Raw genomic sequence first — 26995 nt, 5'->3', positions numbered from 1 at the left:
ATGTATCCGCTCAGATCAGGAGACATGCTATGCCTGCGCCCAATTCAATCAATCCGAAACAACTGATGCGTCTGATCGGAACACCGCAAGCTCCGGTTTTGATTGACATTTGTCTGGATGAGGATTTTGACGCCGACCCCTTCTTGATACCGGGTTCCGTCCGCCACTCCGCACAAGATATCGATGGCATCGCCAATCGGATCGGTGACAGCGCAGCGATCATCATCTGCCAAAAAGGTAAGAAACTCAGCCAGGGTGTTGTCTCGTGGCTGCGCAGCAAAGGGTGTGCAGCAGAATTTCTGGAGGGCGGCATGTTCGGATGGCGGGACACGTCCGGCGCACCCCGGGTTCCTGACTCTGCCATACCAAAGCGCAAAGGTGGTCCATCCGTTTGGGTCACTCGCCAGCGCCCCAAGATTGATCGGATTGCATGCCCTTGGTTGATCAAGCGGTTCGTGGACCCGGACGCGCAGTTCTTATTCGTTGCCCCGTCCGAGGTTAAGGCCACTGCCGATGCCTTTGATGGTGTTCCTTTCGACATAGAGGATACGTTTTGGTCTCATCGGCATGACCGCTGTACCTTTGACACGATGCTGGACGAATTTCAGCTGCACACGCCTGCACTCGACCGCCTTGCCTTGGTTGTTCGGGCTGCTGACACCAACCGCCATGATCTTGCCCCCGAAGCCGCTGGGTTGCTGGCAGTCTCAGTTGGCCTGTCGCGACAGTATCGCGACGACCACCAGAACCTTGAAGCGGGATTGCACTTGTATGATGCGCTGTATCGGTGGGCCCGCGATGGCTTTGACGAACAGCATGACTGGCCAGCGGATCGAAAGACATGACACCTACGACTTCGGAGCTTGTTCGCGTGTTCGGCCGCATCGGCCTTCTGTCATTTGGAGGGCCAGCCGCTCAGATATCGCTGATGCATCAAGAGCTTGTCGAGAGGCGCCCGTGGCTGGATGAACAAACCTACCTAAGAGCCCTGTCACTGTGTATGCTTCTGCCCGGCCCTGAAGCGATGCAATTGGCGACTTACGCTGGTTGGCGGTTGCAAGGTGTTAAAGGTGGCTTGATCGCTGGCGCTCTGTTTGTATTGCCCGGAGCCTGTGTCATCGCGGTATTGGTGGGCCTCTACGCGGCATATGGCAATCTTCCGATTGTGCAAGCCGGGTTTCTGGGCGTAAAAGCCACAGTGATTGTCATTGTCCTGCAAGCCCTTCGAAACCTGGCACGCAAGGCACTTACAGACGTTAACCACCGGGCCATTGCCGGGCTGGGTTTCGTGGCGATCTTCGCGTTTAACCTTCCATTTCCTTTGATCATTCTGGCTGCCGCCATTTGGGGTTATGTAAGCTTTCAAGGAGAGGCCGCGCCTGCGGGGATCCAGACCACCTCCAAAGTCACTGGAACACTACGTACCGCCGTTTTGTGGCTTACTTTGTGGCTGGGGCCGCTACTGCTGCTGACCTTGGCGGGCCAAAAACTGCTAAGCGATCTAGGTTGGTTCTTTGCCCGTTTAGCCGTGGTTACTTTTGGTGGAGCCTATGCAGTGCTGGCCTACATGACGCAGACTGTCGTCGACAGGTATCATTGGGTCAGCACGGACCAGATGATCGACGCGCTGGGACTGGCGGAAACAACACCGGGACCACTAATACTGGTGACCCAGTTTGTCGCTATGCTGACAGGCCAGATCAGCGGCGGCGCTTCGTTGGCCATCGCGGCGGGGGTGGTTGCCTTGTGGGCTACATTTGTCCCCTGTTTTCTGTGGATTTTCCTTGCCGCCCCCTATCTGGATCAGCTGGCTGCCCGCCCAAAATTGTCAGCGGCACTACACGGGATAACCGCCGCCGTGGTTGGTGTGATTCTCAACCTTTCCGTTTGGTTCAGTCTGAACGTTCTTTTTCAAGAAATCCCCGAAAAATCTTGGGGACCGGTGACTATACCCTGGCCCGTTCCAACCAGCCTGAATCCAGCCTCACTGGGACTGACACTTCTGGCAGGGCTATTGATTTTTAAGTTTAAATTAGGGATGGCCACTACGCTGGTCATGGTGGCTGCAGTTGGAACCGGATTACATTTTCTTTAAACAATCCTCACACACCCGGTCTTTCGTTTCCGTCGAAATCCCTTATGCTGTGAGGAACCACTTTTGAGGATGACATATGTCGCAAGACATCGATTATGGGAACCTGATGCACACCGCAATGCGCGGTCTTATCAAGACCGTTCTGACCAGCGTTTCCAATAACGGCCTACCTGGCGCACATCATTTCTTTATCACCTTCGATACCCGGCAGGATGGGGTCGAGCTGGCCGATTGGTTGCGTGATCGTTATCCCGAAGAGATGACGATTGTCATGCAGCACTGGTTCGAAAACCTTGAGGTTGGCGACGACGGTTTTGCGATTACATTGAACTTTGGTGATGCGCCTGAACCGCTGTACATACCCTACTCTGCGATCAAAACCTTCGTCGACCCATCGGTCGAGTTCGGTCTTCGCTTTGAGAGCCCGGATGATGAGGACGAGTTCGAGCCCATCTCGGAAGAATCAATCGAGGTCGAAGAAGAAGATCAGCATGATGCTGATGTCGTCTCGCTGGACAGTTTCCGAAAGTAACGTCTTTCGAAACTGCGGGTGTCATTCTTTCTGAAGGAATGTCTCGACCGAGCGGGATTTTACGCCGTTCCGAAACCGTGAAAATGACAGATCCAGACCGCCTTCAGCGAGGGTTCGGTCATACTGTTGCAATTCGTAATCCCCAGTCTCGCCAATAAACAACGAAAATACGGTCAATGTTTCACCTTCTATCCGGCCCCAGACAAAGGGTTCTCCCTGCATCGGGTCAAGCGGGACTTCATGCCCGAAAACATTCCGTCTCATGGCGGCGGAAAAGACGTCAGACCTGTTGGATTCTTTGAAATCTATTGAAAACTTTTGGGCTTTGACACGGCCATCAGCTTTGTAGGTTGTTGTCGTCCAGCTGACGTTGAAACCATCCTTGAGCTTTTCAATGGAGACACTCATGTCTCGTGGCGTTTCCGTTCCGTCATCGTCAACAACATTTGCCGATCCGACATAGTTACCAACGAAGGGCTCTATGTTTGCAGCACTGACCGGCAGGCAGGCCGCTACGGCCCAAAACAGCACCCCAATAGAAAAAACTATAGTTTTCAGGTGATAAGTCCGAAACATTTTGCCCACCTGAGCCTCCGACGTAATGATCAGTCTATTTTAGCTCAGCGGTAGGCACGTACAATGTGTTTTACAATAAATTTCGTTAACCCTTCTACCTATACCTCTGGCAGCGTTAAGTTTATGTTGCGCGCAACTGGCCGATTGCACCCAAACTTTGTTGCGGGTAAACGGCATGCAACTGTATACACGACGGAGTGACAGATGTCTCAGACCCGCACCGAATACGACAGCTTTGGCCCGCTGGAAGTACCCGCCGATAAGTATTGGGGGGCACAAACGCAGCGTTCGATCATGAACTTTCCAATCGGTTGGGAAAAGCAGCCGGTGGCCATCGTGCGTGCGCTGGGTGTGATCAAAAAAGCCTGCGCCATTGAAAATAAAGCGATCGGAAAGCTTGATGCGAAAATCGCGGACGCAGTCATTCAGGCTGCGGGCGAAGTGATCGAAGGCAAATTTGACGATAACTTCCCTCTGGTCGTTTGGCAGACCGGATCCGGGACACAATCGAACATGAACTCGAACGAGGTTATAGCCAACCGCGCGATTGAGATTCTGGGCGGTGTGATCGGTTCGAAAAATCCGGTTCACCCGAACGATCACTGCAATATGGGTCAGTCTTCGAACGACACGTTCCCAACGGCCATGCATATCGCCACGGCGATGAGCGTAAGGGACGTCCTGATGCCTAGTCTCGAGAAATTCGCCTCGGCGCTGGAAGCAAAGGCGAGAGAGTTTGCGGGTATCATCAAGATCGGCCGCACGCATACGCAGGATGCCACTCCGCTAACGCTGGAGCAGGAATTCGGCGGTTATGCACACCAGATCCGTCAGGGTATCGCACGGGTCGAAGCCTGCATGCCCGGCATCTACGAGCTGGCGCAGGGCGGTACCGCTGTTGGCACCGGTCTGAACACCCATAACGGCTGGGATGAAGCTGTTGCCAAGAACATGGCCGACATCACCGGCCTGCCCTTCGTAACCGCACCCAACAAGTTCGAGGCGCTGGCCGCCCATGATGCGATGGTGTTCCTGTCGGGCGCGTTGGCGACTATCGCGGGTTCCTGCTACAAGATTGCCAACGATATTCGCCTGCTGGGCTCGGGACCGCGTTCAGGATTGGGTGAGTTGATCCTGCCCGAGAATGAGCCCGGCTCGTCGATCATGCCGGGCAAAGTGAACCCGACGCAGGCTGAAGCACTGACGCAGGTGGCCGCGCATGTGATGGGCAACGATGCTGCAATGAAGTTTGCCGGCTCGCAGGGCCATTTCCAGCTGAACGTCTACAACCCGATGATGTCCTACAACCTGCTGCAGTCCATCCAACTGCTGGGTGACGCCACCGACAGCTTTACCGAGCGGATGCTGCTGGGCATCAAAGCTAACGAGCCGCGCATCGACAAGCTGATGAAGGAATCGCTGATGCTGGTGACAGCTCTGGCCCCAACCATCGGTTATGACAACGCCACAACAGTCGCTAAGACGGCGCACAAGAACGGTACCACCCTGAAGGAAGAAGCCATCGCGCTGGGTTTTGTGGATGAAGAAACCTTTGACGCGGTCGTTCGTCCCGAACATATGATCGGCCCTAAAGGCTGATGGGAAAGCCGGTCAATCTGAACCGGTACAGAAAGCAAAAAGCGCGGGCTGAGAAAAAGGCCCGCGCTGACCAGAACGCTGTTAAGTTTGGACGCACCAAGGTCGAAAAAATCGAAACCAAGTTCGAACAGGACAAACAGCGTCGCGATCTTGACGATCGTGAGTTGGACGAATGAGCGGTCGCCCGATAAAACGCTCACTGACCCTTAAAGGGCACCGAACTTCGGTTTCTTTGGAAGACGAATTTTGGCAAGCTTTTCGAGAGATTGCCAAGGAAAAAGAGCTTCCAATCAATGCTCTCGCCGCCGAAATTGACGTGTCGCGCGACCCCGAAATTGGTCTAGCATCTGCCATTCGTGTTTACATTTTGAACTGGTACCGCAGCTGACACGAGTCTCTTGCGTTCTCGGCATCAATGCGCCAAGGTTGGTTGAGAACAAAAAGAGTACACCATGAGCCGAACCGTTACCGGCCCCGACGGCCAACCCCGTTGTGCGTGGTGCCAATCCGCGCCCGAGTTCTTTGACTATCACGACCATGAATGGGGCTACCCAGTGGCGGATGATCAACGCTTATTCGAAAAGCTGTGTTTGGAAAGTTTTCAATCCGGCCTAAGCTGGCGAACCATTTTGGCTAAACGCGATAATTTTCGAAAAGCGTTTAAACAATTCGATTTCAACGCTGTAGCTGAGTTTGATGACGCAGATGTTGAACGTCTGCTACAAGACGCGGGTATCATACGTCATCGCGGAAAGATCGAAGCCGTCATCAATAACGCCCGCCGCGCGCAAGAGCTTGTGGTCGCCGAAGGCTCTCTGGCTGCCTATGTCTGGCGATACGAGGCAGACAGCCCGCCCGAACCGCAAACCGCTTCAACCTCGAACGAGTCCATCGCCATGTCGAAGAATCTTAAGAAACGCGGCTGGAAGTTCGTCGGGCCAACCACGGTATTTGCGTTTATGCAGGCCATGGGTTTGGTAAACGATCATGCCATTGGCTGTAGCAAACGTGAAAAAGCGGCGCAGTTGCGCCGCGATTTCATCAAGCCAAAGTAGCGCATTTTAGACCGAAGCGCGGAAGATTTGATCGATATTGCCACCAAGCGCAGCATTGAACTCAGCGTCAGACTGTTGCTTGGACAGTCCCTCGGTCAGCGCACGCGAGAAGGACGCAATCATCTTGCCGTTCTGGTTCAGAAGATCGCAGGCCTGCTCGGTGGAATAACCGCCCGATAGCGCAACAACACGCAGAACGCGCGGATGATCCGCGACTTCGTCAAACAGGTTGGCCTTGTTGGGGAGTGTTAACTTCAGCATGATGTCCTGCCCCTCGTCCAGCTGGTCAAGGTTCTTCAGGATTTCGGCTTTCAGGATATCCTCGGCCTCGGCCTTGGTGGCAGAGTTGATGTTTACTTCCGGCTCGACAATCGGAACCATACCGGCTGCAACAACTTCGCGGGCCACGTCGAACTGCTGTGCCACCACGGCCGCTATGCCTTCGGCATTAGCTTCATGAATCACCGAGCGCTCTTTGGTGCCGAAAACGCCGTCGGCCTTGGCCAGAGTTTCTGCCAGACCGGGGATCGGTTTCATCATTTGAACGCCATTGGCCTGATCTTCCAGACCTTTGTCTATCTTTAGGAACGGCACGATTCCTTTTTGCGACCACAGGAAGTCTGCAACCTTACGACCTTCGATTTCTTCGCCCAAAGTGCGTTCGAACAGGATGGCCCCGATCACTTTGTCTTTGGTGAAGTCGTCAGCCAGAATGATCCGCGCGCGCATCTTTTGGATTTCCCCGAACATTTCTTCGTCCGAGTTGTAGTCTGAGGCGTCAACTCCATAGAGAGCCAGCGCCTTGGGGGTCGACCCGCCACTTTGATCCAGGGCTGCAATGAAACCCGCGCCGTTGGACATCTGTTCGCGCTGTTCTGCTTTGGACATAAGACTTTCCCGTTTAACAATGATTCCGCGTTTTTAATTCGCATACAACAAGGCGGCGGACGATGGTAGTTTGTTAGCGCTCAACCACGCGCAACCAAATTCCATCTTTCGATCGCACCGTCAGATGCGCGACTGGAACGGGTGTGCGCCCCTCGACCAACTCGAACCGGAAGTGCCGCACAATCGTAGACAGCAACAAAGGCCCTTCGACCATGGCGAACGCTGCCCCTGTGCACACACGCGGACCGGTGGAAAACGGGATGTAAGCATTTCGCTGACAGGTTTTTCCGTTCTCGGTTTCCCATCTGGCGGGATCAAATTCATCGGGGCGCTCCCACAGCCGTTCGTGCCGGTGCAGATGCCAAGGACTGATGACAATTTGCGACCCTTTGCGGACGTCTCTATCCCGGAAGCGTTCAGGACAGGTCGCTTCCCGCACCATCATCGGTACCGGAGGGTAAAGGCGCAGGGCTTCACGGAACACATCTCGGCTGAGTATTAGTTTGGACATCGCACCAAAGCTTGGATCGTCCAAGGCCTTTGCCTCGACACTCAGCTTTTCCTGCCATTCAGGATAGAGCGCCATCAAATACAGCGTCCAAGCCAGTGCGGATGCACTGGTCTCATGCCCGGCGAGGAAAAAAATGGCGACCTGATCCACCATCTCTTGCGTTTCTAAGCAGCGCCCGGTTTGCGGGTCCGGCATCGTCATGATTTTGGTGGCAAGATCATCTGGTGCCTTGCCTGCGGCGATTAATTCAGCCCGTTCCGCTGTCAAACGCCTGATCAAGGACCTTATATCCCGCGCGTTCCGTCGTGTATTGCGCGCATGTAGACGCGGTATCCAGCGAGGCAAGGGTATGAATGCAGCCAGGTTCAATAAGGGTTGTTGCCGCTGATAAGCCCGGAACTTATCAAATACCTGGGCGGCCACTTCATGCTCGATCGGAACCGAGAAAAGCGTTCGAAAGATAACATCCGCCGCGGCATGGCTTGTGAATTCTTCGCACTCGATGACCTGACCCACCTGCCCTTTCAGTCGCGCTACGCAGGCTTGGGCCGCTTCCAGCATGGCCGGAAACGTATCTTTGAGCCGCCCGCCTTCGAATGCCGGGTCAATGATGCGGCGCTGACGCTTCCAATCCTCTCCGTTGGTCAAAAAGACCGAGTCACCCAAAAGTGGGCGCAACCCTTCGCTGATGCGGCCTGATTTCGGGAAATCATCGGGGCGTCGCTTTAGAACCGTGTCTACCAGCTCGGGCTGGTTGATCATATAGGATCGGAAGAATGGGGTGCGAAATTCGGCCATCCAAGCGCGATAAAGGCGTTGCGGCTGCGCTGACAACACATCCTGTCGGAACAGTTTCAGGTAACGCCACAGCGAGACCTGATCCGGGCGAGATGTTGGTTTGGGCGGCTTCATGGGCGCACCGACCTGAATTTCGACACCGGGTCGTCAATGCGAGATTTTGATGGTTTCCGCCCGGCAAACCTCTGTCCTAAGGTCATTGGCCCAGCGGTTATGCGGAAATAGTCGTAATCGCCCGGGCGATCGAATGCACAGAGATACTGAAAATGGAGCTGGAAAAAACGCCAGCGCAGCTCTTTCCAGCGCTCAGCAGACAGGGTCTGAGAAAAAGCAGCCGACAAAATCAGCGGCCACCGCGTTTGATCCGTCACAACTCCTGTAACAGCAACAGGGTCACACAGGGCAAAAGCACAGCCATCGCCAGGCGCAGATACATCGACCCAGGTGAAGTTCTCTTGAGCCGACAAAAACTGGAGATCGGAACGCAAATCTAGGGCATCGGGCAGAAAGGACACCATTGGAACCACTTGCCCCAAAGTCAGAAAGGACAGTTTTGGGCCTTCTTCGGTTGCCCCGTGGGTACGGAGCAAGTTTGCCAACGAAATCACTCCAAGATGGGCGCCAGAGGAATGACCAACGACCAGAACTTCGTCCACATCGCTTTCCAGAGCCTGCCGGATATGCGCTGTGAATTCAGACAGGCGCTTTTCCAATTGTGCGGGCGTTGCTCCCTTCTGCGTTGCCGAATAGGCATAGTCATGCATCAAGTAGTAAGCAAAAAGCCGGTTGTCGATCTTGCGGAACCACTGCATCAATGCATATGCGGCGAAACTCGCAAGAACCACTGCCAGCCAACCGACAAAGTTCCAAAGTAGCGTCGTTAAACCCCAGACGACAACGAGCGCTATCGCCAATTGTCCAATCAGCATTGCAACAGGATACAAAGCCGCGATAACCGGTCCCTTGCGCAACCTCATTAGTCGCCAAAGTGCTCCAGACCCGATGTAAACCCAAGCCGTTCGCAATAGTTGCAGATAAGTAGCAGGGATCGAGTTCGACATGCTGTCCCGTACGATATCCGACCAAACTAAAACGTCGCAATCAACCGCAACTTCTGCTCCGTCCTGATACGAACGGACATGCCAGCCGTACAGCCCTTCTCCGGATTTGGGGGATACCACGATCTCATAACCAGAGATGTCCGCCTGCGACCGGCTCTCCTTGCGATAGAGCTCACGATAGCGGCGTGGATGAATTGGATCGTATCCGGGTATGTAGAACACGCGGCGTCTGCGCACTAGCGGCTGTTTTGTGTGACTGCTCATGGCCTTACCTTCTTCGGCGCAGGTTAGCGCGGCCTTATTGCTAAGGTAAGTCAGATCAACCAATTACCCAAAATTGGCCAGCGCCGGAAATGTCTCCAGTAGCCACCAGCTGAACTCGGTGAACAGACCAGTAATCAACATGATGCCGACAAAAAGCAGTAAACCACCCATGATTTTTTCGATCGTTCCCATGTAGGGCTTAATCCGGTTCATCATTGACATTGAGCGGTTCAGGAACATCGCTGCCAGAAGGAATGGAATCCCCAATCCTGCCGCGTATACACCCAACAACAAAGTACCCCTTGCAACCGATGCCTCGGATGCAGCCAGAGACAGAATCGCGCCCAGCTGTGGGCCGATGCAAGGTGTCCATCCGAAGGCAAATGCCAGCCCCAGAATATAGGCGCCAAAGACTGAACCACCTGAATCGCCGGTCTCAATCCGCGCCTCGCGGTCCAGGAAAGGAATGCGGATGACGTTTAGGAAATGCAAACCAAAGACAATCACCACCGCACCTGAGAGTTTGGCGAAAAGCACCTGATTTTGGAGCACGAACACACCAAAGGCTGACGCCGTGAACCCCAGTAAAAGGAATACCGTCGATAAGCCCAACACAAAGAACAGCGCTGACAGAGTTGCCTTGCGCCGTGCGTGCGCCTCGTCCTGCATCTCATTGATAGTCACACCGCTCATATACGCCAGATAAGGCGGAACGATGGGTAAAACGCAGGGCGACAGGAAGCTTATCAGCCCGCCTAACATTGCGATGAGCATGGCAGGCAGCAGGCCCGCGTCGATGATATCGATTCCGAACATAGATCAGCACATATGGTATCACATCGACAACGTCACGGGGCCAATCGGTCACATCCCCGTGCTTGGATGCTGGACAGAGGCTGAAAGTGGAAATATTTGGGCTTTATGTCAAATCCCACCGAAACGCTCGACGCATTGGGCTTGTTGTGCCCGTTGCCTGTCCTAAAAGCTAGAAAACGTCTTAAATCCATGCCGGCAGGCGCCATTCTGCGTGTATTGGCGGATGACCCCGCAGCTGTTATCGACGTCCCACATTTTTGTTCTGAAAGCGGGCACCAGTTGTTGTCCCAAGAAGACTCAGACGGCCACCAAGTTTATCTCATTCAAAAAGCAGGGTGAGGCCGAGTAACTAGATTCTCGAGAAAAAAGGCGGGTCTAAAACCCGCCCTTTTTTGATTACTGCCCCAAGGACCACCACCCGCGTCGTTTGGGCTTTGGGGGTTCGCTGGGTTTCTCAGGCTCTTCCGCGACAACCTCCAGCACGGGTTCCGGCGTTTCGGCGACCTGTTCTTCCTGCGCCTCATCGGAATCTGCCGGGGCGATCGCCTCAACAACCTCTTCGACAATTGTCTCGGTCGCTACCGCAACCTCTTCCAGGGCTGTCTCAGAAGACGCTGCAACTTCTTCAACTGCAGGCGCAGTCACCTCTTCAACATCAGCCGTAGTGGCTTCTTCAGCAACCGGCTCAGCCGTTGCGACTGGCTCAGCTGGGTCCTCAACCGGTTCCGGTGCTGCCTCGGTTGTCACCTCTTCAGCCGCTACAGGTTCTTCAACCTGCTCAGCAGGATCGACCTCAGAAGCGGTTTCCTCTGCGGTTTCAACAGGTTCTGCGTCCTTCTTCTTACGACGGGGCGCGCGGCGACGTTTAGGTTTTTCTGCTTTTTCTTCCTCGACAGCACCATCTCCGTCAGGTGCAGACGTTGTTTCGGCCGTTTCCTCAGCAGCGGCCTCACCTTCTTCGGATCCGGCCTCAGGCGTGTCCCCACCACCGTTGTTCTTTTTCCGACGACGACGACGGCGTTTGCGCTTGGGCTTGGTCTCTTCTTCGGCCTGTACTGTCTCTTCTTCTTCGACCGTTTCTTCTTCGTCCGCGTCCACCAGATCCATCAGCGTTGCATCGACAGACACCACCGGAGCAGTCGCCTCGGGAACTATGCGGCTGGCAGTCTTGAACTTCTCCATCGAGAAATCCGGGCTAACCAAATGCACGTCGCCTTCGATCCGAACCGACAGGCCATAGCGCGCTTCGATTTGCGCGATATGTTCGCGCTTCTGGTTCATCAAGAAGTTGGCAATGCTGACCGGACAGCGCACCAAAACCTCGCGCGAGCGGCGGCGGGTGCCTTCCTCTTCAATCTGACGCAGAATGGTCAGCGCCATGTTGTCATCCGAGCGGATCAGACCTGTTCCGTGACAGGACGGGCATGGCTGCGTGGTTGCTTCCAGCATACCGGGGCGCAGACGCTGGCGGCTCATCTCCATCAGACCAAAACCGGAAATCCGGCCGACCTGAATGCGTGCACGATCTGTCTTCAGCTTGTCTTTCAGACGCTTTTCGACGGCCGAGTTATTCTTGCGCTCGTCCATGTCGATAAAGTCGATGACGATCAGGCCCGCAAGGTCGCGCAGTCGCAACTGGCGCGCCACCTCTTCAGCTGCCTCAAGGTTGGTCTTGAGCGCAGTCTCCTCGATCGAGCCTTCCTTGGTCGCCCGACCCGAGTTCACGTCGATCGCCACCAGCGCTTCGGTTACTCCGATAACGATATACCCGCCGGATTTCAGCTGCACCGTCGGGTTAAACATGCCCGTCAGGTAGCTTTCGACCTGATAACGCGCAAACAGAGGCAACGCGTCCTCATACCGTCTTACGTTCTTCGCATGGGACGGCATGATCATTTTCATGAAGTCCTTGGCGATACGGTACCCGCCTTCGCCCTCAACCAGAACTTCGTCGATATCGCGGTTATACAGATCGCGGATCGAGCGTTTGATGAGGTCGCCTTCTTCATAGATTTTCGCGGGCGCAATGGATTTAAGCGTCAGCTCGCGGATTTGTTCCCACATGCGCTGAAGATATTCATAGTCACGCTTGATCTCTGACTTTGTGCGCTTTGCACCAGCGGTCCGGATGATCAAACCCGCACCTGTCGGCACATCAATCTCAGCCGCGATTTCCTTAAGTTTCTTACGGTCAGGCGCATTGGTAATCTTGCGGCTGATCCCGCCGCCGCGCGCGGTGTTGGGCATTAACACGCAATAGCGGCCTGCCAGCGACAGATACGTGGTCAGGGCAGCACCCTTGTTGCCACGTTCTTCCTTTACCACCTGCACCAGCAAAACCTGGCGCACCTTGATGACTTCCTGAATTTTGTAACGACGTGGACGCGGCTTACGCAGAGGGCGGATGTCCTCGCTGTCATCCTCATCTGCAACCGACTCGATGCTGTCATCCTTGGCTGTGGCGTCCGAGCGGGCGCCTTCTTCCACATCGTCATTGTCGTCAGAACCATTGTCAGACTCATCGTCCGCAGTTGCCTCTTCCGCCGACGCGTCCTCCGCATCATCAGCAGCGTCTTCAGCGGCGGCCTCACCCTCGACCGCGTCACCTTCCGCCTCTTCAACATCCGCAGAAGCCTGCTTCTCGGCTTCTTCCACATCTGCAGATTCTACGACGTTCTCTTCAACTATCGCTGTTTCTTCGACGCTATCGGTAGGCGCTTCAGCATCCTCCGAAGTTTCACCGTCGTCGGTTGGCTCTTCAACTGGTGTTTCTGCGACATGATCCATCGGAGAGGTGCCTTCTGGAACCGAAAGATCGGCCCCTTCTTCACCCTCATCCAGATCAATCGTTTCCATTCCGGTCGGCTCAGTCGAGACCTCAATGGATTCAACCACATCGTCTGATTTCACATCCGCTGCCTTGGTCCGAGACCGCGAGCGTCGCTTTTTCGGCTTAGCCTCTTCCGCCTCATCCCGGGCTTTCATCGCCTCGGCATAAGCGCGTTCTTCTTCCATCAGCGCTTCGCGGTCGGCGACCGGAATCTGGTAGTAGTCCGGGTGGATTTCCGAAAATGCCAAGAACCCATGCCGGTTCCCGCCATAATCAACGAAAGCCGCCTGAAGAGACGGCTCAACCCGTGTTACTTTTGCAAGATAGATGTTGCCAGCAAGCTGACGTTTGTTTTCGGACTCAAAATCGAACTCCTCGACCTTGTTTCCGTCGACCACCACGACACGGGTTTCCTCCGCGTGGGTGGCATCGATAAGCATTTTCTTAGCCATGTGTCCTTGGTGCACCGCGCCAAACGCGTTGTCCTTACCCGTCCGGGGGGACAGGCGCTTTTGGGGTGGTGTCTTGTCAGGGCGATATCGGACGGCGCGCGGCAGGGTCTGGCGCATTGGCCCCCTGCCCGTATACTCAGTCGTTGCGCGCGCGTCATCGCGGTTCTTCTCCGACAGGTGCGTAGTGCCACTACCTGCCCATTTATTCCTTTCGCCCACCTTGGCGGGCTCAGGCGTTCAACTGCCCCGAAAGGGGCATAATCGGTCTGCCGTACCACGTGGGGATCATCACCATCCGCAGCAGAGCAGCGAAACTCAAAGGTTCGGGGCTTATGGACGCAAAATGGCCCGGCCCGTGTGGTCACCATAAAGGCAGTCCTGTGGAAAAGACAATGGGCAAACTGCATCGTAGCCCCGTCACGGCCACAGGGATCTCTTCATCTGGCTAAAAATACCTCGGGGGAGTGAATTGGCCCAAAAGGCCAAGAGAGGGGGCTGGCCCCCTCTCCCTTACTTACAAATAGTCCGAACGCTGCAAGCTATATTTGGCCATTTTTTCGTTCAGCGTGCGTCGCGGCAGGCACAATTCTTCCATAACTGACGCAATTGAGCCCTTGTGACGCCGCATCGTGTTGTCGATCAGCATCCGTTCAAACGCTTCGACATATTCCTTGAGCGGTTTGCCCTCGGTTGTCATGACGGGCTGCATTTCCTCATGATCTGACATCAGAAGCGACGCAATCGTCCCGGACCCACGACGCGACTGAAGCACCGCACGCTCAGCGATGTTGATCAGTTGACGCACATTGCCCGGCCACGGCGCCTGCAACAACTGCGCGGCTTCCTGAGCACTAACCTGCGGGGCGTCACAGCCATACTCCTCTGCAAACTGTTCACTGAGACGGGTGAACAACGTCAGAATATCTTCTCCGCGCTGGCGCAACGGCGGCATAGTTATGCGCAGGGCCGCAAGACGGTAAAAAAGGTCCGGGCGCAGCACGTCTTCGCTGGTCTTACCGGCTTCCTGCAAATTCGAAATTGCAACGATCCGCGTTTCGGCCGGAGTACCCTGATCGTTCATGACGCTCAGCAACCGCGCTTGCAATGTATCGCTAAGCGCCTCGACATCTTCCAGCACCAGCGTCCCGCCTCGCGCCTCCTCAATGGCGGGCAGTTGCGCATCTTCGGGCAGCATAGGGCCGAACAATCGTTTCGAAAGCGCCTCCTCTTCCAAAGCCGCGCAGGATACCAAAACAAATTTCTTGCCCGCCCGGCTTCCAACGGCGTGCAGAGCATGCGCCACCAGTGTCTTGCCCGTGCCGGTCTCGCCGTCGATCAACACATGACCGTCCGCCTGCCCCAGGTCCAGAATGTCCTCGCGTAGACGTTCCATTACCGGGCTGGCCCCAATCAGTTTGTTCATGATCTGAGCGCCACCGGACAACTCACGCCGCAGCGCCCGGTTGTCCAATGTCAAACGCCGAGCATTGCTGGCCCGTTTTGCCAACTCTGACATACGGTCAGGATTAAAAGGCTTCTCTAGGAAATCAAAAGCCCCGACGCGCATCGCCTCAACCGCCATAGGAACATCGCCGTGACCTGTGATCATGATCACCGGCAGAGTGCTGTCGGCCCCCATCAACTTTTTCAGCAGTTGAATGCCGTCCATGCCCGGCATCTTGATATCCGAGATCACAATGCCCGGATAATCCGGCCCCAACACTTTCAGCGCGTCCTCAGCACTCGCGAAAGTTTCGGTGTCATATCCTGACAGCGCCAGCCATTGGCTGATCGATTGGCGCATGTCCTGTTCGTCATCCACGATGGCAATTTTCATGGCCTGTGCCATAGTCATTCCTCGTTATTCCGCGGCCTCGAGGCCGTCGCTTCCCAAAATGGGCAATTGCATCTCGAACACCGCGCCACCTTGTTGGCTGTTGCGCGCGGTAAGCCGTCCCCCATGGTCGTTTACGATACCCGAAGAGATAGCAAGCCCCAAACCGACCCCGTCTCCGGGTTGCTTGGTGGTATAGAAGGGCTCAAACAAGTTCTCGATATCCTCGATACCGTGACCATTGTCGCGCACGGTCAGTACCGCTGTGTCGCCTGCCGCCAGAATGATTTCGACATCCGGCTCAGCTACAGATTTGGTGGCGTCCAGTGCATTCCGCAATAGGTTCACCATCACCTGTTCGATCCGCATTCGGTCTCCCATCACTATAACAGGTTCTTCGGGCAAAATCTGGGTAATCTTAACATGCCGCTGACGCAGTTGTGGCTCCATCATAGACAGGGACGATGCCAGTGCTTCCCCAAGATTTACTGGGGAAAACGCATCTGCGCCCTTGCGCGCATAGGATTTGAGCTGCCGGGTGATCGCGCCCATCCGTTCGATCAGACCGTCAATGCGGCCAAAGCTGGCCAGCGCCTCTTCGGGACGGTTTCTGCGCAGTAGCAAACGTGCGCCCGCCAGATACGTTTTCATAGCAGCCAACGGCTGATTCAATTCGTGGCTGACGGCGGCTGACATCTCTCCCAGCGCCGCCAGTTTCGAACTTTGCGCCAGCGTCTGCTCGGCAACTTCCAGTGTCTTTTCAACCCGTTCTCGCTCAGCAATTTCCCGCTGGAGCCTTGTGTTCAATGCGCGAAGCTCTGCCGATTCACGTTGAAACAACGTCATCCGCAGCGTGGCGCGACGGCTGAGTGCGTAAAACGCCAGCGCCAACAGAATCGCAAACCCCATGATCTCAAGCGCGAGAACGCTGTTCACCTTTTCTCGGATCGAGGCATAGGTGGTGAATGACGTCATCTTCCAGCCACGGAACGGAATACGTGTATCCAACCGCATCACAGCCTCACCCTGCAGGTAGGCGTCGGGTGGTAGAGCGGTCCAATCGGTCGTGGCCCGGATCGCGCGCTGGATAGCACCCTCGGGCGGCTGACGCAGCATCGCCTCGTTTTCCTCAAGCCCTCGCCACTGCGGTTCTGTGGACAAAATGATGGTACCGGTACTGTCGGACACCATCACAGCATCCGAAATACCCGACCAGGCCAATTCGAACTTGTGCAGGTCGACTTCAACCAAAATCACGCCAAGGATCTCTGCATTGGCCTCCATGCGACGCGAGTAGACAAAGCTATAGCCACCGGATTCCTTCGGTATCACCGTAAAAATAGTGGCGTTCGAACGAACTGCATCAATGAAGTATGGTGAGCTTCGATGCGCTTCACCCAATCGGTTGCGGTCAGTGGATGCAACCGTTCGTCCGTCCCCGTCCAATAGCATTAGGGAGGCAGCGCCAATCTCTTCGACGAAGGAAATAAGTCGCTGCGTCGACAGCGAATAATCGCTGGACTGAAGCGCCGATATTAGCGTGGGATCACGCGACAGAAGCTGCGGCACAATTGCATTTCTGCGCAATTCGCTCAGCAGGTTTCCGGAATATAAAGCCAGGCGCAACTCGGCCCGGTTTCTTGTGGATTCAGTAAAGCGGTCCGTCAGTAGCCTGTTCGTGACCCAGACCGTAGCTACGGCGGCCAACAGCAAAGCCATTACGGCCAGACGCAAGCGCCACCCAAGGGGGGCGCCACGGAATGGTTTTGTCAGTACGGACCAGCCAGAATTAACATCGGAACTCATCCCCGGAAATTACGCGGGGATTGGTTCAACCTCAAGTCACGCTGGTGCGAGAACACCGGACAATGCGCGGAACAATGCCGTTCCGTCAGTTCCACCGTGACCTTCATCTGCCGCCCGCTCGGGGTGCGGCATCATTCCAAGGACCCTACGGTTTTCTGACAGGATACCGGCGATGTCGCCAACCGAGCCGTTCGGATTTTCAGTGTAGGTGAATGCGATCCGGTCTTGATCGTGAAGCGCGGACAACGTTTTGTCATCAGCAAAATAGTTCCCGTCGTGGTGCGCAATCGGAATACCGATCACATCACCAGCGTTATAGCCCTCAGTAAATGCGCTGTCGCTGGTTTCCACCTTCAGCCCGACGGTCTTGCAGATATATTTCAAACCGGCGTTGCGCAGCAGAGCGCCCGGTAGGATGCTCGTTTCGGTCAGAATCTGGAAACCATTACAAATGCCAACGGCGTAACCGCCGCGATTGGTATGGTCGACAACCGCTTTGCAGATCGGAGACTGAGCGGCAATCGCACCGCAACGTAGGTAATCACCATACGAGAACCCACCGGGCACACCTACAATGTCGATACCCTCGGGCAGCGCGGCATCCTTGTGCCAGACCATGTCGACCTTGAAACCGGCCTGTTCGAAGGCGACGGCAAGATCCCGGTCACAATTGGACCCTGGGAATACGATGACAGCTGCGCGCATGGCGGGGCCTCCGGGAATAAGGGTCAGACCAGTTCGATTTCGTAGCGTTCGATGACCGTATTGGCCAACAGCTTTTCGCACATCTCGGTGATGTCTGCCTCGGTCGCGCCTTCGGCCAGTTCAAGGTCGATCACCTTGCCTTGGCGCACGCCTTCGACCTGGTCAAAGCCCATGGCGCCCAATGCGTGCCGCACGGCCTCACCCTGCGGGTCGAGGACCCCGTTCTTCAGCATCACATGCACCCGTGCTTTCATTCCTGCAACTCCAGCTGAGGGGCTCGGTTCCCGGCCCGTTCCGTTGCGCGGGGGATAACGTGGTTGTTGTCTTTGGACAACCCTTGTCGAACCTCAGTTTTCTCTAAAAGCACAAGTCCCAGCCACAACTGTCACAGTTGCAACTGGTACAGCGCCCATCAAATACGAATGCATCGTTAAATTTCTTCTCAACATATTAGGAATGCGAGGTGACACAGATAGTTTGGGTAACAACGTTGTTTGAAGCAACCCAATACCTGAGAGCTCGGCCCTCAAAAATCTACCCGGCACGCCACTGATTAAAAAAAAAGCGCCCCATCTTTCGACGCGGCGCTTTTGCGGAAGCCTTGAAACCGTCCGGTGGATCAGTTGATCAACGTCGGCTTGCTGACATTACTCTTAGGCAGAACACCCAAGCGCCGGGCAACCTCGGAATATGCATCCGTCAGGCTACCCAGATCGCGGCGGAATACGTCCTTGTCCAACTTCTGACCAGTTTCGATATCCCATAGGCGGCAGCTGTCTGGGCTGATCTCGTCGGCAATGATCAGACGTTGGTAGTCGCCGTCATATACGCGACCAATTTCAATCTTGAAGTCCACAAGACGGATGCCCACGGCCAGCATCACGCCGCTCATGAAATCATTTACGCGCAGAGCCAGGCTGAGGATATCATCCATGTCCTGCTGGCTGGCCCACCCAAAAGCGGCAATGTGCTCCTCGGTCACCAGTGGATCACCCAGCGCGTCGTCCTTATAACAATACTCAACGATCGGGCGCGGCAGCTGCGTACCCTCGGCAATACCAAGGCGTTTCGACATCGAACCGGCGGCATAATTACGCACGATCACTTCCAACGGTACGATTTCACAGCTGCGGACCAGTTGTTCGCGCATGTTCAGACGACGAATAAAGTGGGTCGGGACGCCGATCTGCGTCAGACCGTTCATGAAGAACTCGCTCAGACGGTTGTTCAGAACACCCTTGCCGTCGATTACGTCCTTTTTCTCGGCGTTGAACGCAGTGGCGTCATCCTTGAAATACTGCACGATCGTGCCCGGCTCGGGGCCTTCATACAGAATCTTGGCCTTGCCTTCGTAGATTTTCTTGCGACGCGCCATAAGCGACCTTTCCACTCTGATCAGAGGGAATGAGTCCCCTCACGTTGGCGTTCTCATAGTGCACAGCGCCGCAACCCGCAAGTTGTCAGGCATCGCGCCCACCCCGGATCAACCGTTTGAAAAAGCCCATCCTCGACCTGACCTGAACCCCCTGCCCCGGCGGCGGAACGCTTTGAACTTCACCCAAAGCATCTTCGTGGTCAAAAGGGCTGTCGGGATGAACAAGAACCCAGGCATCGCAAGTTGATCCGTTCGTTCCAATGGGCGCAAAGCGAATACGCATGGACCGTTCGGGTGACTGACCTTCATGGCCCACTGTGTCACCATCGCGGAAATCGTGACCGTAAGAAGTGAGCATAGCGGCCGCAGTACTCAACGTAGTCGCCGTTGTCGCCAAATCCAGCGGAGCGGCGGCAATGCTGATTTCACACCCTTTGAACTGTTTCAAACCGCGCGTGACACCCGAGGAGTACTCTTTGTCGCCATCTTTCAGACGATTCAGATTCACCCCGACCCATTTATCAATCGGAAACTCGTCCGACATTGCCTTATCTGCCATCTCCACCACATCCGCAGGGCTAAGGAAATGGTCTGCCGTTTCCCAATACACGGCCAACGCAACCGGCAATTTCGCAAACACTGCAGCTAAGCAAGAGCACAGTCGTGCCGCGCGAAATTCGCTGGTCCCCTCTTCATCGTTTTTGCCCGCTGTCACACAGATATAGGACGCATTCCGCGCCAGAGCCTGTTTGATTTCAGGATATTGCAACTGCTGCGAAGGCGTGAGCTTGTCTGGATCCCATGTCCCATAGCCGGGCAGCCGTATCAGCGTTGCGATCGCGCTATCGCGGCCTTTGGCGCCAAAGAGGATGGGCGTAGTAATGAACTGATCCGTATCACAGTCCTGAGCCAAGCTGATGGCCGTCTCGGTCTGCAGGTCCAGCGCCGGATAATCCTCAAGCAACGCTTGTTCAATCTCTGTCGAGTTAAACTGGATAGCCTCGGACAACAGGATATAGGCGCTGAAGCTTCCGCTATCTCTTTCGTCTTCTTGATCGTTCATTTACGCAGCTGCCGAACGTTGCATCATCGTGACGACTTCCACGATTTTGTCGAACGACTCTCGCCCCAGCTCAAGACGATCAGCCATTCCGACCAGCACATTCTTTTCCGCTTCTTCCAATACGCCGTCAGCCATTGCCACACGCATTGCAAAGCAGAACGAGGTTTCTCGCAATCCCGGAGACATTGCTTGGGCGCTTTCGGTGATCACTTTGTCAGCGCCATTCTTTTTGAGGTCTTCAAGCACCGCTTTTATTAGATCGGCTGTCGCCTTGCCGCCCAGCGGAAGAAATATGGGACTGAAAGCCAACATATTGTTCAGCTGCAAAATTTCCGCTTCGTCAATTCGTCCATCTGCGGCCATCGTCAAAACCGCAGGAGCCAATACAGCCCGAGCAACGGTCGTATCTTGTGAGGAGTTTCCGCGCAGACGTGAAAAAAGAGCCATCATATTCTCCATAAATACTATACTTAAACGGTGCACAAAAAGCAGCGCGTGCAACATTTGGTTGCACAGTACATTTGGTCGCGCAACGACTGTTTTCGCTATACATTCTGGTGTTGTTTTTTTATCTGTTGAACAAGAATCCAGATATGAGGTCCCCAACCTATGACCACGTTTGACGAACGCGAAAACGCTTTTGAAGCCAAGTTTGCGCATGATGAAGAAATGCAATTCAAGGCACAGGCACGCTGCAACAAGCTGCTGGGCCTTTGGGCGGCAGAAAAGCTTGGCAAGTCGGGCGCAGACGCAGAAGAATACGCCAAAACCGTCGTCATCGCAGATTTTGAAGAGGCCGGACACGAGGACGTCGTGCGCAAGGTTTCGGGCGATCTGGGATCGCTCTCATCTGATGACGAGATCCGCGCCAAAATGGCCGAGCTTCTGCCTGTGGCCAAAGAACAGGTACTCAGCGAGACTGACTAAGGGCTTGGCGCCCGCCTCATGATCTTCATGAGATTTATGAATTTGATTTGACGCCCCGGTCGTGAGACACGGGGCGTCTCTGATATTGTCAGGCCCGTTGGGCCTTTTTCCGGAATACCCCAATGACAAACGCACTGAGCCAGCTTCTTGAAACCACGGACGCCATCTTGGCCGACGGGGCAACGGGCACAAACCTTTTCAATATGGGCCTACAGTCGGGTGATGCGCCCGAGCTTTGGAACGTGGATGCGCCAGACAAGATACGTGCGCTGTATCAAGGCTCGGTCGATGCAGGCAGCGACCTGTTCCTGACGAACACCTTTGGCGGCACCTCTGCACGGCTAAAGCTGCATGACGCCCAAAACCGTGTTGCAGAACTGAACCGTATCGGTGCAGAACTTGGGCGCGAAGTCGCAGACAAAGCCGGACGCATAGTTGTCGTGGCAGGGTCAGTCGGCCCGACAGGTGAGATCATGGAGCCGGTCGGCGCGTTGTCTCACGCAGCTGCGGTTGAAATGTTCCACGAACAGGCTGATGCGCTTAAGGCAGGCGGTGCCGATGTTTTGTGGCTGGAAACCATCAGCGCCCCGGAAGAATTCCGCGCTGCGGCCGAAGCGTTTGCTTTGGCCGACATGCCCTGGTGTGGCACCATGAGCTTTGACACTGCTGGACGTACCATGATGGGCGTCACCTCGGCCGATCTGGCCCAGTTGGTGGAAACCCTGCCCAACCCACCAGTTGCTTTCGGCGCGAACTGCGGCACCGGGGCGTCCGACATTCTGCGCACTATACTGGGCTTTGCCGCACAAGGAACCGAACGTCCCGTTATCTCAAAAGGGAATGCCGGTATTCCGAAATACGTAGATGGACATATTCACTATGACGGGACGCCTGAACTGATGGGACAATACGCCGCTATGGCGCGCGATGCAGGTGCGACCATCATCGGCGGCTGCTGCGGCACCATGCCAGCCCACTTGCGGGAAATGCGCAAGGCGTTGGACACTGTGCCACAGGGCTCGCGCCCGACGTTGGATCAGATCACCGATGCGCTTGGGCCATTCTCATCGGCCTCGGACGGCACTGAAGACGATGCTGCGGCACCCGAACGGCGAACACGTCGCCGTCGCCGCGCCTAAGTTTATCAGCGCCCCTCGAATTTCGGGGGGCGTTTTTCCATGAAGGCCACGACGCCTTCGGCAAAGTCGCGACTGCGCCCGCATTCGCCCTGTAGGTGCGCTTCCAGCGCCAATTGCTGCGGCAACGTCTTTTCGTAAGTGCCTCGGATTGCCTGCTTTATCGCGCCGAACCCTGCGGTCGGACCATTGGCCAGGTAGGCTGCACGTTTGCGCCACTGGGTGTCGAACTGATCATCTGGCACGGCTTCCCAGATCATCCCCCATTCGTCTGCCTGCCGCGCGCTGATCTTGTCGGCGAACAAGGCCGCTCCCATGGCTTTGGCGAATCCCATCTGCCGTGGCATGAACCACGTCCCACCCGCATCGGGTAACAGCCCGATCCGGGCAAAGGCCTGCAAAAAATACGCGCTCTCGGTTGCAATCACGACATCCGCGCAGAGCGCAAGGTTCGCCCCCGCCCCGGCTGCCGCCCCGTTTACGGCTGCAATCGTAGGCACCGGACAATCGTAGATGGTTTCAAGCATCGGCTCGTATTCATCACGCAGTGTGCGCTCCAGATCGACTTTACCGGTGCTGGACGCATCGCCCAAATCCTGACCCGAGCAGAAAGCATCGCCCGCCCCGGTCAGAACAATCGCTCGGGCGTGGCGCGCGGCGTGTTTCATGGCATGCGTGATCTCGGCGCGCATCTGCACCGTCATCGCGTTCATCTTGTCGGGCCGGTTCAGGGTAACAACCGCCAAATCGTCCGTTATGTCCAACAGGATCGTTTCGTATTCCATGAAACCCTCGCCAACTCTGCGCTTTTCAGAACCCTGACTGAAATGCGGGTGAAGGAAAAGCGGAACCCTGGGTCAGTCTTCCAGAATTTGGCGCAGGCGTTCCTTTTCGGCCTCGCTGAGGGAGTCCTTCTCTCCCTCTGCCTGAACCTGAGAACGCTTGCGCAGAAAACTGAATCCAACGGCTGCGGCAATCAACAACATGATCGGACCCGCAAGCCACAGCATCAGGTTCGAGCCCGAGGTGGTCGGTTTCAACAGAACATATTCGCCATAGCGGTCTACGATGAAGGCAATCGCCTCTTCATCCGTGTCCCCAGCAACAAGACGCTCACGCAACAGCAGGCGCAGGTCGCGCGCGAGCTCTGCGTTGCTCTCGTCGATGCTTTCATTGCGGCAGACCAGACAACGCAATCCAGTGCTGAGATCGCGGGCACGTTGCTCCAAGGCCGGGTCGTCCAAAACCTCGTCGGGCTGAACCGCAAACAGTGGCGACGCTATCAACGTCAGGATCAGGATCAGACGCCTCATTCTGCTGGAACTCCGCCTGCTGGTGCCTTACGCGCCCCGGCCGCAACACGGAACCGGCGGTCCGACAAGCTCAGCAATCCGCCCAGAGACATCAGGATACATCCGGCCCAGATCCAGTTGGCAAATGGCTTGATATAGGTCCGCATAACCCAACCGCCATCCGCTTGCTGATCACCGATTACAACATACAGATCACGCAGAAACCGATAGTCGATCGCCGCCTCGGTCGTGGGCATCCGAGCTACCGGATAGTTCCGCTTTTCGGGATGCAGAGTACCAATGCGCCGCCCATCCTTTTCGACCAGCACATCCGCCGTCGTCGAGAAATAGTTCGGCCCCTCTACGTTCCGAACGTCTTCCAGCGTCAGCGTGAATTGCCCCACCTCGAACGGCTGACCAGGCTGCGCGACGCGAATGTCCTCAACCTCCCATGCGGTCAGACCGGCGATCGCGAACATGGTCACACCCAGCCCAGTATGAGCCACGGCCTTGCCCCAATCCGCGCCTGGCAGCCGGAACAGACGTTTCAGATTTCCTTTGCGACCGGTTCGGCTCCATAAATCAACGGCAGCGCCAAAGGTGACCCACGCGCCAAGGAACAGGCCAACCGGCCCCAGCGCACTGCGTCCTGTTTGCATCGCCCAAACCAGCAGGGCCAGCGCGACTGCCAGAATAAAGGCGTAGCGTAGGGAATACGCGGTTTTTCCCAGCTTGCCGCGTTTCCACGGCAACATGGCACCAACGGGCAAGGCAATGCCCAACGCGACCATAAACGGGGTGAATGCAGCATTGAAGAACGGCGCCCCGACCGAAAGTTTACGGTCAAACGCCATCTCGGCCACCATCGGCCACATCGTTCCGACGAACACCACAAAACAACTAACGGCCAGCAGGATATTGTTCAGAATCAACCCGCTTTCGCGACTAACCATGCCAAAAACGCCCTTGGCCTCCATCGCCTGCGCACGAGCTGCAAACAATGTCAGCGCGCCGCCCATGAAGAACACCAGAATAAGCAGGATGAATACGCCCCGCTCGGGGTCATTGGCAAAGGCGTGAACCGAGGTCAGCAGACCCGAACGCACGATAAACGTACCGATCAGAGAGAAACCGAACGCAATGATTGCCAGAAGGATGGTCCAGCTTTTCAGCGCTTCGCGTTTCTCGACCACAATGGCCGAGTGCAGCAGCGCAGCAGCCAAGAGCCAGGGCATGAATGAGGCGTTCTCAACCGGGTCCCAGAACCAGAAACCGCCCCAACCCAACTCGTAGTAGGCCCACCAAGACCCCAGCGCGATACCTATAGTCAGAAACACCCACGCAGCTAACGTCCACGGACGCACCCACCGGCCCCATGCGGCGTCCACCCGACCTTCGATCAAGGCGGCGACGGCAAAGCTGAATGCCATGCTAAGACCGACATAACCCAGATAAAGGAACGGTGGATGAAAGGCCAATCCGGGGTCCTGCAGCAAGGGGTTCAGGTCCCGCCCATCGAACGGAGCTATGATGAGCCGGTCGAAAGGATTTGAGGTGAACAAAATAAAGGCAAAAAACGCCACACCAATTGCGGCCTGAACTGCCAATACCCGTGCTTTCAGTGTTGGCGGCAAGCCACCCCCAAAGAACGCAGCCATGGCCCCGAACAGCGCCACAATCAGCACCCACAGTAACATGGACCCTTCGTGGTTCCCCCATGTTCCGCTGATCTTGTAAAGCATCGGCTTGGCCGAATGGCTGTTTTCTACCACGATCCTCAGCGAGAAATCCGAAGTCACAAATGCCCAAACCAGCGCCCCGAAAGAAAACGCAACCAGCGAAAACTGAATGATCGCGGCTGGTTCGGCAAAGCCCATCCAGCTGGGCCATCGTTTCGCGGCACCGACCAGCGGAACCACGGTCTGCGCGATGGCAACCAGAAAAGCGAGGATCAGGGCAAAGTGGCCAAGTTCTGTAATCATGGCCCCGGGTATATTCCTGTTCCGAGGCAAGCTCCAATCACTTTCGCCCCTCTGGGGCGAGCATAGTGTCGCGGGTCATCCCATACGCTGTCGCCGCCAATCCTCAAGAGCTGGGTTTGCGTCCGAGCGGGCCGCTTTTACCTCCAGCGCCGCATCCGTTCCCGGATTCGCAGCGCCGATACTATCGGCGCGCAATGCTTTTAATGACCGCAAATTCTCTACCACTTCTGGTGTACGCCGCATCGTGGCTGTGATCTCTCGCTGAAAATCCTGCACCTTGGCCTGATGGCGTGCTCCGAAGTAAAACGATACGATTACCCCAAGAAGCCACCAAAGAGGTTCAGGGACCAGCGCAATCTCCTGCATCCGCGCCGAAAACCAGACCGGATCAACCATCGCCGCCACAAACAGTCCCAGGGTGCCAAGTGCCATGGCCGGGCGAGGCAGTCGATTTAAGCCGTCCATGAACCGATCAAACGCACCCTTTTGCGGTGCGTTAAACTCCTCACCGAATTGCACCATCGCCTGCTGTTGCAATTCCAAACTGCGAGCAGCGCCATTCTCGGCATTTTCCCGAAATATTTCAGTGGTTTCGCGGACGATATTACGATTTCCACCAAAGAGAAATGTTAACACGTTCGAGATCAAGCCCATCCTGCAACCCTCCTTTGAAACTCTGCGTCGCTCAGATGATAGGTTGGAGAGACAAACTCCTCGGCTCGACGGATCCAGCCACCTTTGCCGCCAGCCCGAGTGCGGGCGTATTTACGTGATGCCGGTCGGTGATCGGCAAGCCGAAAATAGTAATTGCGCCGCGCCACGCCGTAGGCGTCCCTCAGTGCAATTGGTTCGGGATCCGCAGCACTGTGGCTGGCCTGCGCCGTGTTGGGTCCGATCACCCCGTCCACCGAGATTTCAAACCCCATGTCACGCAGCAGACGTTGCAGAATTTTCACCGCCTGACCGCCCGCGTTCACATACATGTCAAACACCGAGGGCTGTAGCATCCGTGGCAGCAAGTTTAGACGGGGCCGTTCAAAATAGTGCTGAACAAAGATCTCAACAGCCCGAGCTTTACTGAGCAAGCGCACATCGACGCCATTCACCACCCCATCCCCCGAAAGGTCCAACCCAAGACGGCGCATCGTGTGGATGGTCACGCCGTATTTTGTCGCTCCGCCCGGATCATCTGGATCGTCTACATATCCGCCCTCTCGCGCCACGATCTCCGTCGCGATTTGTTCCACCGTCTGCATCGCAACCTCCGTCGTTGGTTCGACACACGGTTTCCCAATTCGGTTAATTGCCCCCAACGAAACAGGGCGCTGCCCGCCTGCTGCGCGCAACGCCCCGCTACATCTTTTTACAAATACTTACGCCGCAGGCACGCTGCGAAGC

Annotated in this window: 28 protein-coding genes; 10 read left to right on the top strand and 18 right to left on the bottom strand. The window is 55.8% G+C overall.

All coding sequences use genetic code 11. The annotated features are described in order from the left end of the window. The first annotated feature begins 29 nt into the window (after positions 1-29). The 3 genes from ACR0LN_RS02750 (at position 30) to ACR0LN_RS02740 (ending at position 2627) form a co-directional block, all read left to right on the top strand. The gene (locus ACR0LN_RS02750; RefSeq protein ID WP_480427620.1) at positions 30-845 is read left to right on the top strand and encodes a chromate resistance protein ChrB domain-containing protein; all 816 of its coding nucleotides are present in this window, start codon (positions 30-32) and stop codon (positions 843-845) included. Continuing rightward, entirely contained in the window at positions 842-2095 is a 1254-nt protein-coding gene (gene chrA / locus ACR0LN_RS02745) for a chromate efflux transporter (RefSeq protein WP_480427619.1), read from the top strand. Before ACR0LN_RS02750 ends, chrA begins: the two co-directional genes overlap by 4 nt. A 76-nt stretch (positions 2096-2171) precedes the next feature. After that, positions 2172-2627, top strand: coding sequence for an SspB family protein (locus ACR0LN_RS02740; RefSeq protein ID WP_480427617.1), 456 nt, complete (start codon positions 2172-2174; stop codon positions 2625-2627). A gap of 21 nt (positions 2628-2648) precedes the next feature. On the opposite strand, the gene ACR0LN_RS02735 is transcribed toward ACR0LN_RS02740, so the two are convergent. Further along, entirely contained in the window at positions 2649-3203 is a 555-nt protein-coding gene (locus ACR0LN_RS02735; RefSeq protein ID WP_480427615.1) for a hypothetical protein, read from the bottom strand. A 204-nt stretch (positions 3204-3407) separates the two neighbouring features. Here ACR0LN_RS02735 and fumC point away from each other — a divergent pair, with 204 nt between their 5' ends. From fumC to ACR0LN_RS02715, 4 genes are all read left to right on the top strand, one after another. Beyond that, positions 3408-4802 (top strand): class II fumarate hydratase, encoded by a 1395-nt coding sequence (gene fumC, locus ACR0LN_RS02730; protein ID WP_480427614.1) that lies wholly within the window; start codon positions 3408-3410, stop codon positions 4800-4802. Beyond that, entirely contained in the window at positions 4802-4978 is a 177-nt protein-coding gene (locus ACR0LN_RS02725) for a DUF4169 family protein (RefSeq protein WP_480427613.1), read from the top strand. Before fumC ends, ACR0LN_RS02725 begins: the two co-directional genes overlap by 1 nt. Further along, positions 4975-5190 (top strand): ribbon-helix-helix domain-containing protein, encoded by a 216-nt coding sequence (locus ACR0LN_RS02720; RefSeq protein WP_480427612.1) that lies wholly within the window; start codon positions 4975-4977, stop codon positions 5188-5190. Before ACR0LN_RS02725 ends, ACR0LN_RS02720 begins: the two co-directional genes overlap by 4 nt. Positions 5191-5254: 64 nt before the next feature. After that, a complete protein-coding gene (locus ACR0LN_RS02715; RefSeq protein WP_480427611.1) occupies positions 5255-5857 on the top strand; it encodes a DNA-3-methyladenine glycosylase I in 603 nt (200 codons plus the stop codon). 6 nt (positions 5858-5863) lie between these two features. Here ACR0LN_RS02715 and ACR0LN_RS02710 read toward each other — a convergent pair whose 3' ends face one another. The 4 genes from ACR0LN_RS02710 to ACR0LN_RS02695 all read right to left on the bottom strand — a co-directional run bounded on the left by ACR0LN_RS02710 (position 5864) and on the right by ACR0LN_RS02695 (position 10195). After that, entirely contained in the window at positions 5864-6745 is an 882-nt protein-coding gene (locus ACR0LN_RS02710) for a fructose bisphosphate aldolase (RefSeq protein ID WP_480427609.1), read from the bottom strand. Positions 6746-6818: 73 nt separating this feature from the next. Then, entirely contained in the window at positions 6819-8168 is a 1350-nt protein-coding gene (locus ACR0LN_RS02705) for a cytochrome P450 (protein WP_480427608.1), read from the bottom strand. Then, positions 8165-9379, bottom strand: coding sequence for a hypothetical protein (locus ACR0LN_RS02700; protein WP_480427606.1), 1215 nt, complete (start codon positions 9377-9379; stop codon positions 8165-8167). Before ACR0LN_RS02700 ends, ACR0LN_RS02705 begins: the two co-directional genes overlap by 4 nt. 63 nt (positions 9380-9442) lie before the next feature. After that, a complete protein-coding gene (locus ACR0LN_RS02695) occupies positions 9443-10195 on the bottom strand; it encodes a cytochrome c biogenesis CcdA family protein (protein ID WP_480427605.1) in 753 nt (250 codons plus the stop codon). A 105-nt stretch (positions 10196-10300) separates the two neighbouring features. On the opposite strand from ACR0LN_RS02695, the gene ACR0LN_RS02690 reads away from it, so the two are divergent. Beyond that, a complete protein-coding gene (locus ACR0LN_RS02690; RefSeq protein WP_480427604.1) occupies positions 10301-10534 on the top strand; it encodes a sulfurtransferase TusA family protein in 234 nt (77 codons plus the stop codon). A gap of 57 nt (positions 10535-10591) precedes the next feature. On the opposite strand, the gene ACR0LN_RS02685 is transcribed toward ACR0LN_RS02690, so the two are convergent. The 8 genes from ACR0LN_RS02685 to ACR0LN_RS02650 form a co-directional block, all read right to left on the bottom strand. Then, positions 10592-13477 (bottom strand): Rne/Rng family ribonuclease, encoded by a 2886-nt coding sequence (locus ACR0LN_RS02685; protein ID WP_480427692.1) that lies wholly within the window; start codon positions 13475-13477, stop codon positions 10592-10594. A 514-nt stretch (positions 13478-13991) separates the two neighbouring features. Then, the gene (locus ACR0LN_RS02680) at positions 13992-15326 is read right to left on the bottom strand and encodes a sigma-54-dependent transcriptional regulator (protein ID WP_480427691.1); all 1335 of its coding nucleotides are present in this window, start codon (positions 15324-15326) and stop codon (positions 13992-13994) included. A 12-nt stretch (positions 15327-15338) separates the two neighbouring features. Beyond that, positions 15339-17030, bottom strand: coding sequence for a sensor histidine kinase (locus ACR0LN_RS02675; protein WP_480427690.1), 1692 nt, complete (start codon positions 17028-17030; stop codon positions 15339-15341). A 123-nt stretch (positions 17031-17153) separates the two neighbouring features. Continuing rightward, complete coding sequence (gene purQ / locus ACR0LN_RS02670; RefSeq protein ID WP_480427603.1) at positions 17154-17822, bottom strand: phosphoribosylformylglycinamidine synthase subunit PurQ; 669 nt, start codon at positions 17820-17822, stop codon at positions 17154-17156. Between the two features lie 23 nt (positions 17823-17845). After that, a complete protein-coding gene (purS, locus tag ACR0LN_RS02665) occupies positions 17846-18076 on the bottom strand; it encodes a phosphoribosylformylglycinamidine synthase subunit PurS (protein ID WP_109311572.1) in 231 nt (76 codons plus the stop codon). Positions 18077-18441: 365 nt separating this feature from the next. Then, on the bottom strand, positions 18442-19197 hold the full coding sequence (purC, locus tag ACR0LN_RS02660) for a phosphoribosylaminoimidazolesuccinocarboxamide synthase (RefSeq protein WP_480427602.1): 756 nt from the start codon (positions 19195-19197) through the stop codon (positions 18442-18444). 85 nt (positions 19198-19282) lie between these two features. Then, positions 19283-20260: a hypothetical protein gene (locus tag ACR0LN_RS02655; RefSeq protein ID WP_480427600.1), complete on the bottom strand. Its 978-nt coding sequence runs from the start codon at positions 20258-20260 to the stop codon at positions 19283-19285. Next, positions 20261-20764 carry a tellurite resistance TerB family protein gene (locus ACR0LN_RS02650; protein ID WP_480427599.1) on the bottom strand — a complete coding sequence of 168 codons (504 nt, stop codon included), beginning with the start codon at positions 20762-20764 and terminating at the stop codon, positions 20261-20263. Between the two features lie 105 nt (positions 20765-20869). On the opposite strand from ACR0LN_RS02650, the gene ACR0LN_RS02645 reads away from it, so the two are divergent. Next, a complete protein-coding gene (locus tag ACR0LN_RS02645; protein ID WP_480427598.1) occupies positions 20870-21187 on the top strand; it encodes a DUF1476 domain-containing protein in 318 nt (105 codons plus the stop codon). Positions 21188-21309: 122 nt separating this feature from the next. Beyond that, complete coding sequence (gene bmt / locus ACR0LN_RS02640; RefSeq protein ID WP_480427597.1) at positions 21310-22326, top strand: betaine--homocysteine S-methyltransferase; 1017 nt, start codon at positions 21310-21312, stop codon at positions 22324-22326. Between the two features lie 5 nt (positions 22327-22331). On the opposite strand, the gene ACR0LN_RS02635 is transcribed toward bmt, so the two are convergent. From ACR0LN_RS02635 to ACR0LN_RS02615, 5 genes are all read right to left on the bottom strand, one after another. Further along, the gene (locus ACR0LN_RS02635) at positions 22332-23108 is read right to left on the bottom strand and encodes an enoyl-CoA hydratase-related protein (RefSeq protein ID WP_480427596.1); all 777 of its coding nucleotides are present in this window, start codon (positions 23106-23108) and stop codon (positions 22332-22334) included. Between the two features lie 72 nt (positions 23109-23180). Further along, entirely contained in the window at positions 23181-23636 is a 456-nt protein-coding gene (locus tag ACR0LN_RS02630) for a cytochrome c-type biogenesis protein (protein ID WP_480427595.1), read from the bottom strand. Further along, positions 23633-25597, bottom strand: coding sequence for a heme lyase CcmF/NrfE family subunit (locus ACR0LN_RS02625; RefSeq protein WP_480427594.1), 1965 nt, complete (start codon positions 25595-25597; stop codon positions 23633-23635). The genes ACR0LN_RS02630 and ACR0LN_RS02625 overlap by 4 nt, the downstream gene beginning before the upstream one ends. A 75-nt stretch (positions 25598-25672) precedes the next feature. Beyond that, positions 25673-26251 (bottom strand): holin family protein, encoded by a 579-nt coding sequence (locus ACR0LN_RS02620; protein ID WP_480427593.1) that lies wholly within the window; start codon positions 26249-26251, stop codon positions 25673-25675. Then, positions 26242-26853: a holin-associated N-acetylmuramidase gene (locus tag ACR0LN_RS02615; RefSeq protein ID WP_480427592.1), complete on the bottom strand. Its 612-nt coding sequence runs from the start codon at positions 26851-26853 to the stop codon at positions 26242-26244. Before ACR0LN_RS02615 ends, ACR0LN_RS02620 begins: the two co-directional genes overlap by 10 nt. Between the last annotated feature and the right edge of the window lie 142 nt (positions 26854-26995).

Source organism: Ruegeria sp. AA6 (genome assembly GCF_056542865.1).
Note: the sequence above shows the minus strand (reverse complement) of the source record. Positions and strands in the feature narration are given on the sequence as shown.